This is a genomic window from Pseudoalteromonas sp. S408 (assembly GCF_005886645.1).
Classification (GTDB): Bacteria; Pseudomonadota; Gammaproteobacteria; order Enterobacterales; family Alteromonadaceae; genus Pseudoalteromonas.
The window spans coordinates 351256-368023 of the sequence record NZ_PNDY01000001.1 but is presented as its reverse complement, the minus strand read 5'-3'; the positions used below and the strand labels follow the sequence as shown (position 1 = coordinate 368023).

At 40.9% G+C, this 16768-nt stretch carries 20 protein-coding genes; 15 read left to right on the top strand and 5 right to left on the bottom strand.

Translation table 11 applies throughout. The annotated features are described in order from the left end of the window. Window positions 1-6 precede the first annotated feature (6 nt). Window positions 7-555 (bottom strand): hypothetical protein, encoded by a 549-nt coding sequence (locus CWB62_RS01805; protein ID WP_138528887.1) that lies wholly within the window; start codon window positions 553-555, stop codon window positions 7-9. 167 nt (window positions 556-722) lie between these two features. Next, the gene (gene metK, locus CWB62_RS01800; RefSeq protein ID WP_058403040.1) at window positions 723-1874 is read right to left on the bottom strand and encodes a methionine adenosyltransferase; all 1152 of its coding nucleotides are present in this window, start codon (window positions 1872-1874) and stop codon (window positions 723-725) included. A 305-nt stretch (window positions 1875-2179) separates the two neighbouring features. On the opposite strand from metK, the gene tkt reads away from it, so the two are divergent. From tkt to CWB62_RS01770, 6 genes are all read left to right on the top strand, one after another. Beyond that, on the top strand, window positions 2180-4171 hold the full coding sequence (gene tkt, locus CWB62_RS01795; protein ID WP_138528885.1) for a transketolase: 1992 nt from the start codon (window positions 2180-2182) through the stop codon (window positions 4169-4171). A gap of 183 nt (window positions 4172-4354) precedes the next feature. Continuing rightward, complete coding sequence (gene ppnP, locus CWB62_RS01790; protein ID WP_058403038.1) at window positions 4355-4669, top strand: pyrimidine/purine nucleoside phosphorylase; 315 nt, start codon at window positions 4355-4357, stop codon at window positions 4667-4669. A gap of 171 nt (window positions 4670-4840) precedes the next feature. After that, a complete protein-coding gene (gene hpf, locus CWB62_RS01785; RefSeq protein ID WP_058403037.1) occupies window positions 4841-5197 on the top strand; it encodes a ribosome hibernation-promoting factor, HPF/YfiA family in 357 nt (118 codons plus the stop codon). Between the two features lie 139 nt (window positions 5198-5336). Then, window positions 5337-6572 (top strand): NRAMP family divalent metal transporter, encoded by a 1236-nt coding sequence (locus tag CWB62_RS01780; protein WP_138528883.1) that lies wholly within the window; start codon window positions 5337-5339, stop codon window positions 6570-6572. A 77-nt stretch (window positions 6573-6649) separates the two neighbouring features. Continuing rightward, window positions 6650-7123 carry a GNAT family N-acetyltransferase gene (locus CWB62_RS01775; protein WP_249310717.1) on the top strand — a complete coding sequence of 158 codons (474 nt, stop codon included), beginning with the start codon at window positions 6650-6652 and terminating at the stop codon, window positions 7121-7123. 358 nt (window positions 7124-7481) lie between these two features. After that, window positions 7482-8408 carry a hypothetical protein gene (locus tag CWB62_RS01770; RefSeq protein ID WP_138528881.1) on the top strand — a complete coding sequence of 309 codons (927 nt, stop codon included), beginning with the start codon at window positions 7482-7484 and terminating at the stop codon, window positions 8406-8408. Window positions 8409-8625: 217 nt separating this feature from the next. On the opposite strand, the gene CWB62_RS01765 is transcribed toward CWB62_RS01770, so the two are convergent. The 3 genes from CWB62_RS01765 to CWB62_RS01755 are packed head-to-tail and all read right to left on the bottom strand — an operon-like array spanning window position 8626 to window position 10955. After that, on the bottom strand, window positions 8626-9813 hold the full coding sequence (locus tag CWB62_RS01765; RefSeq protein WP_138528879.1) for a vWA domain-containing protein: 1188 nt from the start codon (window positions 9811-9813) through the stop codon (window positions 8626-8628). Between the two features lies 1 nt (window position 9814). Further along, entirely contained in the window at window positions 9815-10663 is an 849-nt protein-coding gene (locus tag CWB62_RS01760; RefSeq protein WP_138528877.1) for an AAA family ATPase, read from the bottom strand. Between the two features lie 52 nt (window positions 10664-10715). Further along, window positions 10716-10955, bottom strand: a complete 240-nt coding sequence (locus CWB62_RS01755) for a DUF1653 domain-containing protein (protein ID WP_138528875.1) — start codon at window positions 10953-10955, stop codon at window positions 10716-10718. 60 nt (window positions 10956-11015) lie between these two features. Between CWB62_RS01755 and CWB62_RS01750 the strand changes: the two genes are divergently transcribed. From CWB62_RS01750 to CWB62_RS01710, 9 genes are all read left to right on the top strand, one after another. After that, a complete protein-coding gene (locus CWB62_RS01750) occupies window positions 11016-11495 on the top strand; it encodes a DUF2947 domain-containing protein (RefSeq protein ID WP_058550875.1) in 480 nt (159 codons plus the stop codon). A gap of 74 nt (window positions 11496-11569) precedes the next feature. Continuing rightward, window positions 11570-12202, top strand: a complete 633-nt coding sequence (locus CWB62_RS01745) for a hypothetical protein (protein ID WP_138528873.1) — start codon at window positions 11570-11572, stop codon at window positions 12200-12202. Window positions 12203-12282: 80 nt separating this feature from the next. Next, window positions 12283-12570: a cell division protein FtsB gene (gene ftsB, locus CWB62_RS01740; protein ID WP_006791955.1), complete on the top strand. Its 288-nt coding sequence runs from the start codon at window positions 12283-12285 to the stop codon at window positions 12568-12570. Continuing rightward, a complete protein-coding gene (ispD, locus tag CWB62_RS01735) occupies window positions 12560-13261 on the top strand; it encodes a 2-C-methyl-D-erythritol 4-phosphate cytidylyltransferase (RefSeq protein ID WP_058403029.1) in 702 nt (233 codons plus the stop codon). Before ftsB ends, ispD begins: the two co-directional genes overlap by 11 nt. Then, window positions 13258-13755 carry a 2-C-methyl-D-erythritol 2,4-cyclodiphosphate synthase gene (ispF, locus tag CWB62_RS01730; protein WP_138528871.1) on the top strand — a complete coding sequence of 166 codons (498 nt, stop codon included), beginning with the start codon at window positions 13258-13260 and terminating at the stop codon, window positions 13753-13755. Before ispD ends, ispF begins: the two co-directional genes overlap by 4 nt. Then, entirely contained in the window at window positions 13752-14804 is a 1053-nt protein-coding gene (truD, locus tag CWB62_RS01725) for a tRNA pseudouridine(13) synthase TruD (RefSeq protein WP_138528869.1), read from the top strand. The genes ispF and truD overlap by 4 nt, the downstream gene beginning before the upstream one ends. After that, window positions 14785-15549 carry a 5'/3'-nucleotidase SurE gene (gene surE / locus CWB62_RS01720; RefSeq protein WP_138528867.1) on the top strand — a complete coding sequence of 255 codons (765 nt, stop codon included), beginning with the start codon at window positions 14785-14787 and terminating at the stop codon, window positions 15547-15549. Before truD ends, surE begins: the two co-directional genes overlap by 20 nt. Beyond that, window positions 15539-16177: a protein-L-isoaspartate(D-aspartate) O-methyltransferase gene (locus CWB62_RS01715; RefSeq protein WP_058403025.1), complete on the top strand. Its 639-nt coding sequence runs from the start codon at window positions 15539-15541 to the stop codon at window positions 16175-16177. The genes surE and CWB62_RS01715 overlap by 11 nt, the downstream gene beginning before the upstream one ends. Before the next feature lie 9 nt (window positions 16178-16186). After that, window positions 16187-16765: a YqaA family protein gene (locus tag CWB62_RS01710; protein ID WP_058403024.1), complete on the top strand. Its 579-nt coding sequence runs from the start codon at window positions 16187-16189 to the stop codon at window positions 16763-16765. Window positions 16766-16768 lie beyond the last annotated feature (3 nt).

The following is a 16768-nucleotide window of genomic DNA, read 5'->3' as shown; positions in this document are numbered from 1 at the left end:
ACTTAGTTAAAAAGAAACCAGATCAGGAAATGCCAAGTACACCGCAAGTATAATAAGCAACGTAACAACCGTAGCAATTAACGAATAAAGCAATGCATTACTGCGTTTTTTAGGCTGAGTTATTAGCTCATCTTCAAGCAATAGCTCTTCATCTTGCCATTCGTCTTCATCTACTTCAGGGTTTTTTGTTTGGTTTTCGGGTAGGCGCTGTTCTAAGTCTTCGAGTTTTTCTTCTAACCTAATTAAGCTGCTAGTTATGTAGTCTAACGCATCAAAAATGCGTTCATCTCGCTGGCTATCACTTACCGTTTGAGTGGCTTTTTCTGTACTTGTTGATACCGCTTGAAGTTTACTTTTAATGCCCAAACCCACAAGTAGCTTAGCTTGTTTTAACGCTTTGTTTTTATCGCTAGGCGCAAATAAAGGCTTACCATTAAAAAATAAGGCTACTTTTTCTTCTGAGATCTTTAGTTTTGCCGCTAGGTTTGTACACGCTGTTTTTGTGTCAACGTTATCAGCGAGTCCAGCAAACATAACGCGAAAATTATCGGTCATTTAAATATCCCTAAAGCTTTATAATTTAATGAGTATATACCTAAAGTATAAAAAAGTTCGAGGACCAATTAATAGTTATTTGTATAACCATAAATTAGCAGTGTTAAACAAAATAAGAAGCTATAAAAAACGGCCCTTAAAAGGACCGTTTTTTTATTGCTTTGCTCTTAAAGACCTGAAGCTGCGCGAAGTGCTTCAGCTTTATCTGTGCGTTCCCACGGGAATTCGTCACGGCCAAAATGGCCGTAAGCTGCAGTAGGAAGGTAGATAGGGCGCTCTAAATCAAGCATTTGAATTAAGCCGTATGGGCGTAAGTCAAAGTGCTCGCGAATTAGTTCGATTAAACGTGCTTCTTCTAACTTACCAGTTCCAAACGTTTCAACACTGATTGAAGTAGGCTCTGCAACACCAATAGCGTAAGACACTTGTAATTCACACTTATCAGCAAGGCCAGCAGCTACTACGTTTTTAGCCACGTAACGTGCAGCGTATGCAGCTGAGCGGTCAACTTTTGATGGATCTTTACCAGAGAAAGCACCACCACCATGACGGGCCATGCCGCCGTATGTATCAACGATGATTTTACGACCAGTTAAACCACAATCACCCATTGGTCCACCAATTACAAAGCGACCTGTTGGGTTAATGAAAAATTTAGTTGCGCTTGTGATTAGTTCAGCAGGAAGTACTGGCTTGATGATTGTTTCCATCACTGCTTCAACTAAGTCATTTTGTGAGATATCTTCGCTGTGCTGAGTTGACAGAACAACTGCGTCAATACCAACTGGCTTGCCATTTTCGTATGCAAAAGTAACTTGAGATTTTGCATCTGGACGTAACCAGTTAAGCTCGCCGCTTTTACGTACTTGCGCTTGACGTTGAACTAAACGGTGAGAATACGTGATAGGTGCAGGCATTAACACTTCGGTTTCGTTACATGCATAACCAAACATTAAACCTTGGTCACCAGCGCCTTGTTCTTCTGGGCTAGTGCGATCAACACCTTGGTTAATGTCTGGAGACTGTTTACCAATGGTGTTTAAAATTGCACACGAGTCTGCATCAAAACCCATGTCTGAATGCGTGTAGCCAATTTCACGTACTGTTTTACGTGTAATCTCTTCTATATCAACCCATGCGCTAGTCGTGATTTCACCACCAACCATAACCATACCAGTTTTCACGTATGTTTCGCACGCAACGCGGGCATGAGAGTCTTGCTCTAGGATTGCATCAAGAACCGCATCAGAGATTTGGTCGGCGATTTTATCCGGATGACCTTCAGAAACAGATTCAGAAGTAAATAAATGTTTTGCCATTGTATTTCTGCTCACAAATATTGCGCTTCACAAACGTCGGTATTAGCGCTAAAAAATTAAGGGGCGTATTTTATCTAAAACAAAACACCTTGCATAGTGTTTTTACGCCTAGACGTCTAAATAAAATTAGTTATGACATTATGGTCTTAAAAAATATTCATAATACCTCATTTTTATAGGGTTTTTAATTGCACACAGCCCCCACAATAAGTAAGAATGGTCGCTATAACAGTGCTCATATAATTTGAGTACATAAACGAACACATAAATACCCGCGCAAATACATATATAAGGTAGGAGAATTCATGCCATCTCGCAAAGAACTTGCAAATGCTATTCGCGTCTTGTCAATGGACGCAGTACAAAAGGCCAAATCTGGTCACCCTGGAGCCCCTATGGGCATGGCTGATATCGCAGAAGTATTATGGCGCGATTATCTAAAACATAATCCATCAAATCCAGAGTGGGCAGACCGAGATCGATTTATTCTTTCAAACGGCCACGGTTCAATGCTTATCTATTCTTTATTGCACTTAAGTGGTTATGATTTACCGCTGGACGAAATTAAAAACTTCCGTCAAATGCACTCTAAAACACCAGGTCACCCAGAATATGGTTATGCGCCAGGTATCGAGACTACTACGGGCCCATTAGGTCAAGGGATCACAAATGCGGTAGGTATGGCAATTGCTGAAAAAGCGCTTGCGGCACAATTTAACCGTGAAGGGCACGATATTGTCGATCACCATACCTACGCATTTATGGGCGACGGTTGTTTAATGGAAGGTATTTCGCATGAAGCCTGTTCACTTGCCGGCACATTAGGCCTAGGTAAGTTAGTTGCTTTTTGGGACGACAACGGTATTTCTATTGATGGTGAAGTTGAAGGTTGGTTTAGCGATGACACACCAGCACGTTTTAAAGCGTATGGTTGGCACGTAATAAGCGGCGTTGATGGTCACGACAGCGATGCGGTAAGTGCTGCGATAGCAGAAGCAAAAAGCGTTACTGATAAACCAACGCTAATTTGTTGTAAAACAATTATTGGTTACGGTTCGCCTAATAAATCAGGTAGCCACGACTGTCACGGTGCACCACTTGGCGATGACGAAATTAAAGCGTCTCGTGAGTTTTTAGGTTGGACGGGCGATGCCTTTGAAATCCCTGAAGACATTTACGCACAGTGGGATGGAAAAGCTAAAGGCCAAGAGCTTGAATCAAGCTGGGACGAAAAGTTTGCAGCCTATGCAAAAGCACACCCAGAGCTTGCCGCTGAATACAAACGCCGTACAAATTCAGATTTACCTGCGGATTGGGCTGAAAAGTCTCAAGCGTATATTGAAGAGTTACAAGCAAACCCAGCAAACCCGGCGTCACGTAAAGCGTCACAAAATGCATTAAATGCATTTGGTCCATTATTACCAGAATTTATGGGTGGCTCTGCCGATTTAGCAGGTTCAAACTTAACAATTTGGGATGGCTCTAAAGGCCTAACTGCTGACGATGCAAGCGGAAACTACGTTTACTATGGTGTACGTGAGTTTGGTATGTCGGCAATTATGAACGGTATTGCGCTTCATAAAGGGTTTATTCCATATGGTGCAACGTTCTTAATGTTTATGGAGTACGCACGCAACGCAGTGCGTATGGCTGCATTAATGAAGCAACCAAGCATTTTTGTATACACGCACGATTCAATCGGCCTAGGTGAAGATGGTCCAACTCACCAACCAGTAGAGCAAATTGCCAGCATGCGTTTAACGCCTAACTTGTATAACTGGCGCCCGTGTGACCAAGTTGAGTCGGCAATTGCATGGCAACAAGCTATTGAACGTAAAGATGGTCCTACATCGTTAATATTTACACGCCAAGGCTTAGAGCAACAAGCGCGTGACGCACAACAATTAAGCGATGTTAAAAAGGGTGGTTACATTCTAAGCTGTGATGGCAACCCTGAGCTAATTATTATTGCAACAGGCTCTGAGGTGCAATTGGCACAAGATTCAGCTACTGAATTACGCAGCCAAGGTAAAAAGGTACGTGTTGTATCTATGCCATGTACTGATGCGTTTGAAGATCAATCGCCTGAGTACAAAGAAAGCGTATTACCAGCCTCTGTTTCACGCCGCGTAGCGGTAGAAGCGGGTATTGCAGATTACTGGTACAAATACGTAGGCCTAAATGGCGCAGTAGTGGGTATGACTACTTTTGGTGAGTCTGCACCAGCTAACGAGCTATTTGAACACTTTGGCTTCACAGTAGAAAACATTGTAAGTAAAGCAAACGCACTTTTTTAATCGTTTTGATTAAGTAAGTTAAGCAATTTAAGAACCCGCATATGTTTGCGGGTTTTTTTATGCCTTGTATGAAACAACTTCACCTTACCCCGTATCGCTTTTCTTGCAAGAAAGTGAGCTATCAGGCAAGGTAGTGCGATAAAATTTATAAACAAAAATCTTAAATTAATAGCAGGAGCTAAAATGTCTCAGTTTGAAAATGTAAGTGTAGTTAAAAAAGCAAACGTGTATTTTGACGGTAAAGTATCGAGCCGTACGGTTGTGTTTAGCGATGGAACAACTAAAACACTAGGCTTTATGCAGCCGGGTGAATTTGTATTTGATACTAGTAAAAAAGAACTCATGGAGTTGTTAGGTGGTCAGTGGGATATTTTATTACCAGGCGAGAGTGAGTGGAAAACATTTAACGCGGGCGAATCGTTTAATGTAGATGCTAACGTAAGCTTTAAAGTAAAAGTAACAGACTTTGCCGATTACTGCTGTTCTTACACAGACTAAACGCTAGACGTCTGAAAGCCCATACCTTATGGGCTTTGCATAAAGTTTGCGCAACCTATGATTTAAATCAGATAAACGAGTAAATAAACCTCAAAAATCTCTCTTTTTTCCTTGTGTTAATCTAAATAGCCCCCAATACTATTTATGAGGTAACAAATAAAAGGATACCCTATGAAAATTAATCTTTCTGGTCACCATGTTGAAGTTACTGACTCTATTAGAGAGCACATCAACGAAAAATTTTCTAAAATTGAGAGCCATTTTCCATCACTTATTTCTCTCGATATGATTTTGTCTAAAGAGCATCATAAAATCCAAGCAGAAATTAGCACTAACTACGAAGGTGCGCGAATATCAGTAAAAGGGGAAAACGAAGTAATGTACCCAGCTATTGCAAGCGCAGCTAAAAAACTCGATGCAGCACTAAAACATCGAAAAGGCCAAATAAAAGCAAACTTACACGAAAAGCCTGTTAGTACAACACCAGAAATAGCACATGAGATCATCCAAGAGATGGATCTTAAATAAACGGTCAAAATGTTACATAAAAAAGAGCCTTTAGGCTCTTTTTTATTGCCTGTAATTTAGGTAAGTTATTCGCTCTTGCAGATTATTAATTGAATAAATTAGTAAAAAGAGCGCATAACACACACAATTTGAGAAATTAATGCAACAAACACAAGCAATATGGAAATCTCGCATAGGCGCCCTTGGCCCGGGTATTTTAATGGCCACCGCCGCAATTGGAGGCTCACACTTAGTTGCATCAACTCAAGCAGGCGCATTATTTGGTTGGCAACTTTTTTGGCTTATATTGGCGGTAAACGTATTAAAATATCCTTTTTTTCGTTTTGGTATGGAATACACCTTAACCACTAAGAATAGCTTAGTAGAAGGCTATAAAAACAAAGGGCCCGTTTATTTTTATAGCTTTATAGGCCTAAACATACTTGCCGCCATAGTAAATACCGCTGGTGTATTACTGCTCACAGCAAGTTTACTGCATTATGCGTTGCCAATAGTGATAGAAGTAACGCTGCTATGTTGGATATTGCTCGGTGTATGCTTAGCTATATTATTATTAGGGCACTTTAAAGCGCTCGATAGCGTTGCTAAAGGCATAATGGGGCTATTAACGTTAGCTACAGTTATTGCACTGGTTATTGCGTTTAGTAATGGCCCAATGGCGCCAGCTGATTATGTTGGCCCATCACCGTACGAGCTGGCTATGCTGAGCTTTATGGTCGCGTTAATGGGCTGGATGCCTGCACCAATAGAAATATCAGCGCTTAGCTCGCTTTGGCTAAAAGAAAAACAAGCCCAGCAAACAGTCACTAAAAGCCAAGGCTTGTTTGATTTTAACGTAGGGTATTGGTTAACAGCGTGCTTAGCATTAGTGTTTTTTAGCTTAGGCGTGCTGGTGCAATACGGGCAAAGCAGCAATATAGAACTTGGCGGCGTTGCCTTTGCTAAACAACTTATCGATATGTACGCACTCACAATAGGCGAGTGGGCAAGGCCGCTTGTATCAGCCATTGCTTTTTTATGTATGTTTGGCACCACACTTACTGTACTTGACGGCTACGCACGCACACTTAACGAGTCACACAAATTACTTGGTTTTAAGCAATCAAAACACAGTTTAAATAGTTGGCTTGTACTGCAAGCACTTGCAGGTATGGCCGTTATTTTATTTTTTAAATCAGCCCTTGGCCCCATGCTTACCTTTGCCATGACGCTTGCTTTTGTAACCACCCCCGTTTTTGCATGGCTTAACTTTAGCCTAGTGCGTTCAGAGCCCGCCATTAAACACAGCGTGCTATTACGCAGCTTAACGTGGTTAGGGCTAGTGTATTTAGTTGGTTTTGCTGCTGCCTTTGTTGTGTGGAAACTAGCAGCTTAAATTTCGCTATTTACTTAAGGGCTTTACTTAAGTGCATTAGTTAAAGCCCTAAAGCCTAAAATTTAAATGAGGCATAAATGGATATTAGAACAGGTGAGCTTTCAAACCCACACGTTATAAAGTTACTACAAGCGCATCATAACGATATGCTAAAACACTCACCTGCTGAGAGCGTACATGTACTGGATGTAACTAAACTCACTCAGCCCAATATAATCTTTTATAGCTTATGGATTGATAATAATTTGGCGGGTGTTGGCGCATTAAAAGCGCTCAATGCTACACATGGCGAAATTAAATCAATGCGTACCTCAAGCAACTATTTACGCCAAGGTATAGCCGCTAAGCTACTTACGCACATTATTGAGCAAGCAACACTGCGAGGTTACAAAAAGTTAAGCTTAGAAACTGGAACAGCAAAGGCATTTTTGCCCGCACAAAAGCTCTATACTCAATTTGGTTTTAAAGAATGCGAGCTATGTTCTGTAGTATCCTTGAAGGCTTTTTCCCATATTCATCAAGTTTTAGAAAATCAATTATCTTTTGATTAGATTTTAACTCGATTAATTGATCTAGATTTGTAAGTCAAACGCCTCTTTTATTTTTCTCTGAGTATGGTGACTAAAAGTATTATGGCTATCTCTCGAAATATATAACTTTAATTCATTATCGCGCACAATATCAATGGAGTTCACCCATTAGATATTGGTGAGGTTATCTGTATTAATAATTGAATTGTAGGTTGTTCTCTATATAATATTGATTGTTAAGTGGTTTTTAATTCTAAAGAAGCAGGTTTTTGCGCCGTGGATGGGTTTTATATTTTTCTACAACACTGTATAGAAAGATATAATTGCACGATTTTTAGACCTCTTAACGACTTAAATATTTTATAAAGGAATAATTATAATGAAAAAAAACTATTTACTGGCACTTATTACATCAACTCTTTTTTTTGGCGGTTGTAAAAGTACCGGTTTAGAGTCTATTTTACTAGCATCTGAAGAGCCTTCTGCTAACGATATATACTCTGGTACAGTTGGATATTGCTCTCAATCTTATGACGCTATAACTAAATATGTTGGAAACAGTGCGACCCAATCTCCAGAGGAAAGGAAAGCTATTAAAGAGTCAGTATGGAATGATTGGCAAGAAAAACGAAAAAAAATGAAATCCAATGTAGATGGTAAGCAATTTAAAATATCACAACCTGCAGCTTTTTCGGGGTATGACGAAAAAACGGGCCTAATGGTTTTTTACAAAGGCGGCTCCGTAACAGGGAAAAATATTGTAGAATTAAGTGCGGTACCCGACAATATAGTTTTTAATACGTATGATCATTGGTTCTCACCAGAGCTTCCGATTGGGTGGATGAGAGCAGGCAAATATAGAGACCATAGAGGTATTACAAAAAGGGATAAGGTTGCTCTGGAGGCTTTTGGGAGTCAACTAAGAAGAAATCGATCTATTTATGTAATAAATGATTATGATAATATGGATTATTCTAGCCGATCAGCTCAATACGGAGGGCGGTTTTTTTCTAGAGAAACTTATACTAACAAACTAATGGGCGTCGGTTTTAATACAAAAAAATGGTTTGACAATATAGAGTCCCCAGTTCTATCTAAAGATGGGGATTTTTATTTTGATACAAGGAAAGTTGATTTTTATAAGACGTTTGGAATTTATCCAGATATAGGTACAGCCTATATAGATATAAATTACACTTTTGAATTTGTCGGCTGTAATAATAGTGGCCAATTAAATGCTGAAGTTAAAGAGGTCGTCGTATCAAGTGTAAAAGGTAGGAATGAGATCTATCGAGTAACCTTATAAGGAATAGCTTTTAGTTAAGTAGTGTGGCTTTTTAAGGCCATGCTGCATTAATCTCCGTAAGGTGCTGAATATGCAATAAGTAGTCTGAAATCGAACAGGCTTAACAAGTCTACCTTTAAGGTAAGAACAATGTTTGGATTAATAATTTAGAAAATTCAAAGCATTATTTTGACGTTCTGGAGGTTATTTTAACCTCATACGACTCTAATACTTAGTATCAACTCAGCTCTTTTATCGCTTTACTTATTCCATCCAAACTCAGCGGGTACATTCTGTTATCCATCAGCTCTTTTATAAAGCCAATTGATTGATAGTACGGCCAGTGTTCAACGGGTTGTGGGTTGAGCCACGCGACTTTATCAAAGTGATTTGTTATACGTTGCAACCATGCACTGCCGGGCTCTTCATTGTAATGTTCTACCGAGCCGCCCGCATAAGCTATTTCGTATGGGCCCATAGTGGCATCACCCACGAATATCACTTTATAGTCGCTGGTAAATTTATTAATCAGCGTCATGGTGTCAATAACGTTTGAATGGCGCCGCGCATTGTCTTGCCATACGTGTTCGTATAAACAGTTATGAAAGTAGTAAAACTCTAGGTGTTTAAATTCACCGTGGGCGGCGCTAAATAGCTCTTCGCAGGTATGAATGTAGTCATCCATTGAGCCGCCAATATCAAATAGCATCAATACTTTTACGGCATTGTGACGTTCGGGTGCCATTTTTACATCTAGCATGCCGCCTTGCTTTGCTGTCGCGCGAATGGTCTCGTTTAAATCTAGGGTGTCGCTTGCGCCAGTACGGGCAAATTTACGTAGTTTTTTAAGGGCGAGTTTAATAGTACGAGAGCCAATTTCGCGATCTGAGTCTAAATTGCGGTATTCGCGTTTATCCCACACTTTTACTGCTTGACGATTGCGGTTACCGTCTTGCCCTATACGCACGCCTTCTGGGTTATAGCCGTAGGCACCAAAAGGCGATGTGCCGCCAGTGCCGACCCATTTATTGCCACCAGCGTGGCGTTTTTGCTGTTCTTCTAAACGCTCTTTTAGGGTTTTCATTAGCTCGTCGAGCCCGCCCATGGCTTTTAGTTGGGCTTTTTCTTCATCGCTTAGGTGCTTTTCAAACTCTTTACGCAACCAATCTTCAGGTAAATTGTGTTGCTGCTTTAAGCTCTCGAGTAGGTCTAAGTCGGCAATACCGCTAAAGTAGTCGCTAAAGGCTTTATCGAACCTATCAAAATGGGTTTCGTCTTTTACCATTATAGTGCGCGCTAAATGGTAAAAGGCGTCTACGTCGGCAAATATAACGCCTTTTTTTAAGGCGTTAATTAAATCGAGTAGCTCGCGCAGGCTCACCGGCAGGCGGTATTTGCGCAGCGTGAAAAAAAACTGTACCAGCATATTAGCGACGACTCATAAACGCGAGTTTTTCGATTAGGCTTATGTCTTGCTCGTTTTTAAGTAGCGCGCCAAACATTGGCATTAAACCGCCTTTTTGGGTTTTGTCGTGTAGGGTTTTTGCGTCTATGTCTTCTGCCATTAAAAGCTTTAACCAATCGAGTAATTCGCTGGTGGAGGGCTTCTTTTTAAGGCCGTTGGCTTCACGTAAGTTAAAAAATACCTCTAGCGCTTGGCGCACTAAATCTTGTTTAACATTGGGGTAGTGTACGTCAATAATTTGCTGCATTTCGTCACTACTTGGAAAATCAATATAATGAAAAAAGCAGCGGCGTAAAAAGGCATCGGGCAATTCTTTTTCATTGTTTGAAGTGATGATCACAATAGGGCGCTCTTTGGCTACAATGCGCTCGTTGGTTTCGTAAACATGAAACTCCATTTTATCGAGTTCGAGTAGTAAATCGTTTGGAAACTCAATGTCGGCTTTATCTATTTCATCAATTAAAAGTACAGGGCGTTTACCGTTAAGCTCGGCATAGTTAAACGCTTGCCACAGTTTACCTTTAACAATGTAGTTGCCAATGTTGTGTACGCGTTCGTCACCGAGTTGGCTGTCGCGCAGGCGCGATACGGCATCGTATTCGTACAAACCTTGCTGCGCTTTGGTGGTCGATTTAATGTGCCACTGAATAAGCTCGGTATCTAAACTTTTTGCAAGCTCTTCGGCCAGCATGGTTTTACCCGTGCCTGGTTCACCTTTAATTAATAATGGTTTTTCGAGCATAATGGCGGCGTTTACAGCCTGTTTTAGTGAGCTGCTTGCGATGTAATTGTCAGTAGAATTAAATTGCACGGGTTACCCTTGTCTGGTCTGAGCAGTATTGAATGGGCTTATAATGCCACAGTTAATCTGCAGGTCCAAGGTAGGCAAAACGAGGTATAGTTTTACCCTCTTTTTCAACGGTTTCTAAAAACATACTAAGTGGCCGTGCCCAAATACCAAATTCACCGTACAAGGCCTGGTAAATAACTAGTTGCTCGTCTGTTTCGCTATGGGTTGCTTGATATAAAACTTTGTACTGTGGGCCTTTGTAGTGTTGATATAAACCTGATTTGAGTGAAAGTGGTTTTATTGCTGTAGTCATGTTTTGATCTCTTGTATAATTTACGTTTGCACTTTGAATGCTAACTAATTTGCCAATATTATGAACTATATTTCGTTAGATGATTACAAAAAGGCGTGGGTTTTTCGCCATAAAGATATTCCGGTATCAAGCGATGACGCAGTTAAAATAAAACCAATGAGTGACGAGCGCGCAGCGGTGCTTTGGAGCACAATGGTAAGCCGTGAGTTTGACCACCCCGATTTTTTTGATGACAGTATGTGGTGCGGCCAAGATAAAAGCTTTAGTGGTGAAGTTAACTGGGAAGCTGCTTGGGAAAATGGCGATGCTTTACCACCTCAAGAAATTTTAGAATTTTTAGGATGGGAAGCAAATACCACGGTGTATTTTTGTATGGCACGCGACAATATTATTGAGACGTCGTTTGATGTATTTAAACGTAATTGGCAAAATTTTATGTTTTTAGCCGATGGCAGTTTACTGATTGGTAAAAAACGCAACAGTGTTGTGCAATTTTTAGAGTCGGGTAAAGCTAAGTTAGGTGAAAAGCCAAGCGCTTAATTTATTATGCATGCTTAAAAACTATTCAGTACTGTGTTATAAAACAGTTATCTGAATGTTTTTGAGTAGAACAATTGGTCGCGAAAAATCAGTCACTTGGTGAACAGCAGCAAGTTGAAATTTGGCAAACTGATGCGCAAAAAGCGCTCTATGCGCAGTTGTGCAATGCATTTTATCAGCGAGAAGTTCAGCGGTTAGTTGCTGAGCCTAATGCCGATAAGCTGCGTAGGCAGTTAAAAAGTTTGCCTTATTACATTGAACGAGCTGCATCGCTTGTAGTAAACGGGCATTCACCTTTTACGCTTGATGCACAAAATGGCTCGTGGCTTGAAAAACAAAAAGCAACACCACCCGATGTAAATAAACAAGCTAATGAACTTTTTTTTCATGCACATGCCAAAGTGGGGCTGATTGTTCCTGTTGTGGTAAACCAATATGACAAGTTGCACCTTAGAATAGACAGCATTGATCAGGTGTCTGAAAATAAGTTGCATTGCAACGAACTAGGGTGGTTTGATTTTTTAGGCGAGAGCCTTGAAGAACAAAATGCGCAATTAATTAAACCGAGTAAAATAAGTTTAGCAGCAGCATGTTGTGGCCACCAATGGCAGTTTTCAAAGCGCAGTATTCCGCGTGTATTATCATTACGTGAAATGCTACTGGCAGGGAATATTAATTGGCGCAATATAAAACGCCCATTAGCTTAACTAAGCTAATTGGCGCAATATAAAACGCCCATTAGCTTAGTTAAGCTAAAATTTTTAAATTATTAAATAAGGAGTGTTAAATGCGTGTTTTTCAAGTTTGCTTACTGTGCTTAGCACTGTTTGTTCAATACAGGTTATGGTTTGGTCAAAATGGTGTGCAAGACTACTCGCGCTTAAAAGGCGCGGTGGCAACCCACCAAGACACGAACGAAAAGCTAATAAAACGTAATAAAGTGCTTAAAGCCGATATAGAAGATTTAAAACTTGGCCTTGAAGGCATTGAAGAACGTGCTCGTAACGAATTAGGAATGATTAAACCGGACGAAACATTTATTCGTGTTTTACCGGGTAACCAATATGAGAAATAAACAAACTATCGTCGCGATTGTACCCGCAGCGGGTGTAGGCAGCAGAATGCAGCACAATGCACCTAAACAATATATACAGTTAGCGGGTAAAACAATTTTAGAACACACCCTAACTAAACTATCTCAATTACCACAACTACAAGCTATTGTTGTTGCCCTCAGTGATACAGATCCATACTTTGACGACTTACCACTAACAGATGCTCGTATTGTCCGAGCTACTGGTGGAAAAGAGCGAGCTGACTCAGTGCTAAATAGTTTGTTATTTTTAGCACCTAACCCACCAGATTGGGTATTAGTGCACGATGCAGCGCGCCCGCTGGTAGATATAACAGATATAGAGCGCCTGATTAATGAGTGCCTTAGTGCAAATGAAGGCGGGATTTTAGCCAGTAAAGTAAAAGATACCATTAAACGTGGCGGTACACACTCAAAGCAAACCGTACCAAGAGATGACTTATGGCAAGCGCTCACGCCTCAATTTTTTAAGTACAATGATCTTAAAGATGCGCTACAAAATGCGTTACAAAATGGCGCAACTATTACTGACGAAGCCAGTGCTATTGAGTGGGTAAACAAACCAGTAAAACTGATAGCGGGTCGTAGCGATAATATTAAAATAACCACGCCAGAAGACTTAGCTTTGGCGGGGTTTTTATTAAATAAACAACAAAACGAGAGCGCAGTATGATACGAATTGGCCATGGTTTTGACGTTCATAAATTTGGCGGCGAAGGCCCGTTAACTATTTGTGGTGAAAAAATTGATTACCCGCAAGGCTTTTTAGCACATTCTGATGGCGATGTAGCTATTCATGCATTATGTGATGCTATTTTAGGTTCACTTGCTATGGGGGATATTGGTAAGCACTTTCCTGATACAGCGAGCGAATATGAAAATATAGACAGCCGTATTTTGCTTCGTCATGTTGTTAAATTAGCTAAAGACCAAGGTTATGTTTTAGGTAATGGCGATGTAACTATTGTGGCACAAGCACCAAAAATGCTACCGCACATACAGGCTATGCGCGTAAATTTAGCCAGCGATTTAAACTGCGATCTTAGCCAAATAAATGTTAAAGCTACCACAACCGAAAAGCTCGGTTTTGAAGGGCGCAAAGAGGGTATTTCTAGTCATGCAGTGGTTATTATGAGTAAAGAACCTACGAGTACAACAAACGCATGAGCGACTTAAATTATTTATACGGTGCGCCACTTTCTAAAGCTGATTTTAAAACCATTGCTGAAGACTTTATGGTGGATGAAGAGCTGGGTATTGAGTTTACTGGTAGTGGTGAGCATGTATGCTTGCAGGTGGTTAAAAAGGGCGAAAATACACAATACGTGGCTAAAGTTATCGCTCAAAAGGCCGGGGTATCGCCCCGTGAAGTAAGTTATGCAGGCATGAAAGATCGCCATGGTGTGTGTAGCCAATGGTTTAGTGTAAAAGTGCCAATTAAAAAGCACATAGATTTTACAGAGCTGAACAGCGAGAGTATTTTTGTAGTATCTCAGCAGCGCCATGAGCGAAAGCTACGAACGGGTTGCCACAAAGGCAATAAATTTACCATTACCCTTCGTAATGTAACCGAGCCGCTTGATATATTATGTCGCATAAACGCGGTTCGCGCGGGTGTACCTAATTATTTTGGCGAGCAGCGTTTTGGTCGTGATGGTCATAATTTAGTGATGGCCGAAAAAATGTTTGCTGGCGAGCGTATTCGCGATAAGAAGTTACGCGGTATTATTATTTCAGCTGCGCGTTCACATATTTTTAATCAGCTTGTAAGTTTACGTGTAAAAGAGCATGGCCTGGCTAAAACGATGCATCGCGAAGTGTTTATGCTCAGTGGTAGCAATGCGTTTTTTGAAGATGCGATTAATGACGAAAACATAGAACGTTTAGCTTCTGGCGATATAGTTATGTCGGCACCAATGGCTGGTAAAAGTGATAAAGGGTTAACTGAGCAAGAAAAAATATGGCTTAAACCGTATCAAGCATGGTGCGATGGCTTAGGTGAGTTAGGGCTTAAAAATGAGCGCAGAATGTTGCGTTTAATTCCTGATAGTTTATCTGTAGAAACGCTAGATGACACGACTCTTAAGCTCAGTTTTGGTTTACCCAAAGGGTGTTTTGCCACCGCGTTATTACGTGAGCTGGTGGACTATAAAGATGCAAGTCCCAAAGAGCGAAAAGAAAAGGATGATGGCATAAATGAAAATACTGTTAAGTAATGATGATGGCGTTAATGCTAAAGGCATAGCGGTTTTATATAACGCACTTACGCAAATTGCAGACGTCACTTTGGTGGCTCCAGACCGTAATTGCAGTGGTGCGAGTAACTCGCTAACATTAATGAACCCATTGCGGGCAACACCGCTAGAAAACGGATTTATATCGGTCAATGGTACACCTACTGATTGTGTGCATTTAGGTGTTAATCAATTGGTTTCAGAAAAACCAGACTTAGTAGTGGCAGGTATTAACCATGGTGCTAACTTAGGTGACGATACGCTTTACTCTGGCACCGTTGCCGCTGCTACTGAGGGGCGTCATTTAGGGTTGCCTGCAATTGCGGTTTCACTTTGCTCACACCATGGCGAGCACTTCGAAACAGCTGCAGCCGTCACCGTCAATATTATTAAAGAGCTTGCATCGCACCCATTACCAAAAGATCAAATCATTAATATTAACGTGCCCGATGTTCCGCTAAGCGAGTTAAAAGGTGTGCAGGTTACGCGTTTAGGTGCTCGGCATAAAGCCGAAACCATGACCAAGCAAACCGATCCATGGGGACGAAGTATCTATTGGTATGGCTCGCTTGGCACAGAGAGTGATGCAGGCGAAGGAACAGACTTTTATGCAATTAATAATGGCTTTGCATCTGTAACACCTTTAAGTGTAGATATGACAGCGCACGACAGCATAAATGCCCTTGGAAACTGGTTATCTGATTTGGAAATAAACCGTGCTCGCTAATTACACACGCAGCGCGAAAGTATTATCAGATTTACTTAAACGTGAAGGCGTTGAGGATCAAGGTGTACTTGATGCTATTGCAAATATACCGCGTCATTTATTTATTGATGATGTGTTGCAACATAAAGCTTATGAAAATACTGCACTACCTATAGGTCAAGGACAAACTATTTCACAGCCCTATATTGTTGCCCGTATGACTGAGCTACTAAGACTTGCGGGTGTGCGCGATAAAGTATTAGAAATTGGCACGGGCTCTGGCTATCAAACAGCGGTGCTTGCTAAAACCTTTACTAAGGTTTACTCGGTAGAGCGTATTAAAGCACTGCAATGGCAAGCAAAACGTCGCTTGCAGCAGCTTGATTTATACAATGTAACAATGAAACATGGAGATGGCTGGCAAGGTTGGCAATCTCAAGCACCATTTAACGGTATTATTGTTACGGCTGCGGCTGCTACCTTACCTCAAGACTTGTTAAGTCAATTAGCCGATGGCGGTGTATTATTAGCGCCGATTGGTGAAGTTGAGCAAAAGTTAACAATGGTTATTCGAAAGGGCGAAAGCTTTACAGAACATGTTATTGCACCAGTAAGATTTGTACCTTTGGTACCTGGTGATATTGAATAGGAATTCACTTTGAAGTTGTTTACTAAGTTGTACGATATGGCCCTTGTATGGGCAAAGCACCGTCATGCGGAGCGTTATTTAGCAGGAATGAGTTTTGCTGAGTCTGTTTTTTTTCCAATCCCACCAGATGTAATGTTAGCGCCAATGTCGCTGGCACAACCTAGCAAGGCGTGGCGTTTTGCAAGCTTTACTACCATTGCTTCTGTCTTGGGCGGTGTAATTGGTTATTTACTTGGGTTTTGGCTTTTTGAACCTGTTGTAGAGCCGCTAATTGCACAAATGCATTGGCAAGAAAAGTTTGATGTAGCGTTAAATTGGTTTAAAGAGTATGGCGTTTGGGTGGTATTTTTAGCTGGCTTTTCACCCATACCTTATAAAGTATTTACAATTGGTGCTGGCGTTTTACAGATGGCATTTTTCCCCTTTTTAATCGCTTCAGCAATTGGGCGCGGCGCCCGATTTTTTCTGGTTGCAGCGCTTATGAAATGGGGTGGAGCGCAAATGGAGAAAAAATTACGTCAATATATTGAAGTGCTTGGCTGGGCATTAGTGGTATTAATTGCTGTTGCGTACTTTTTATTGCGTTAAGCT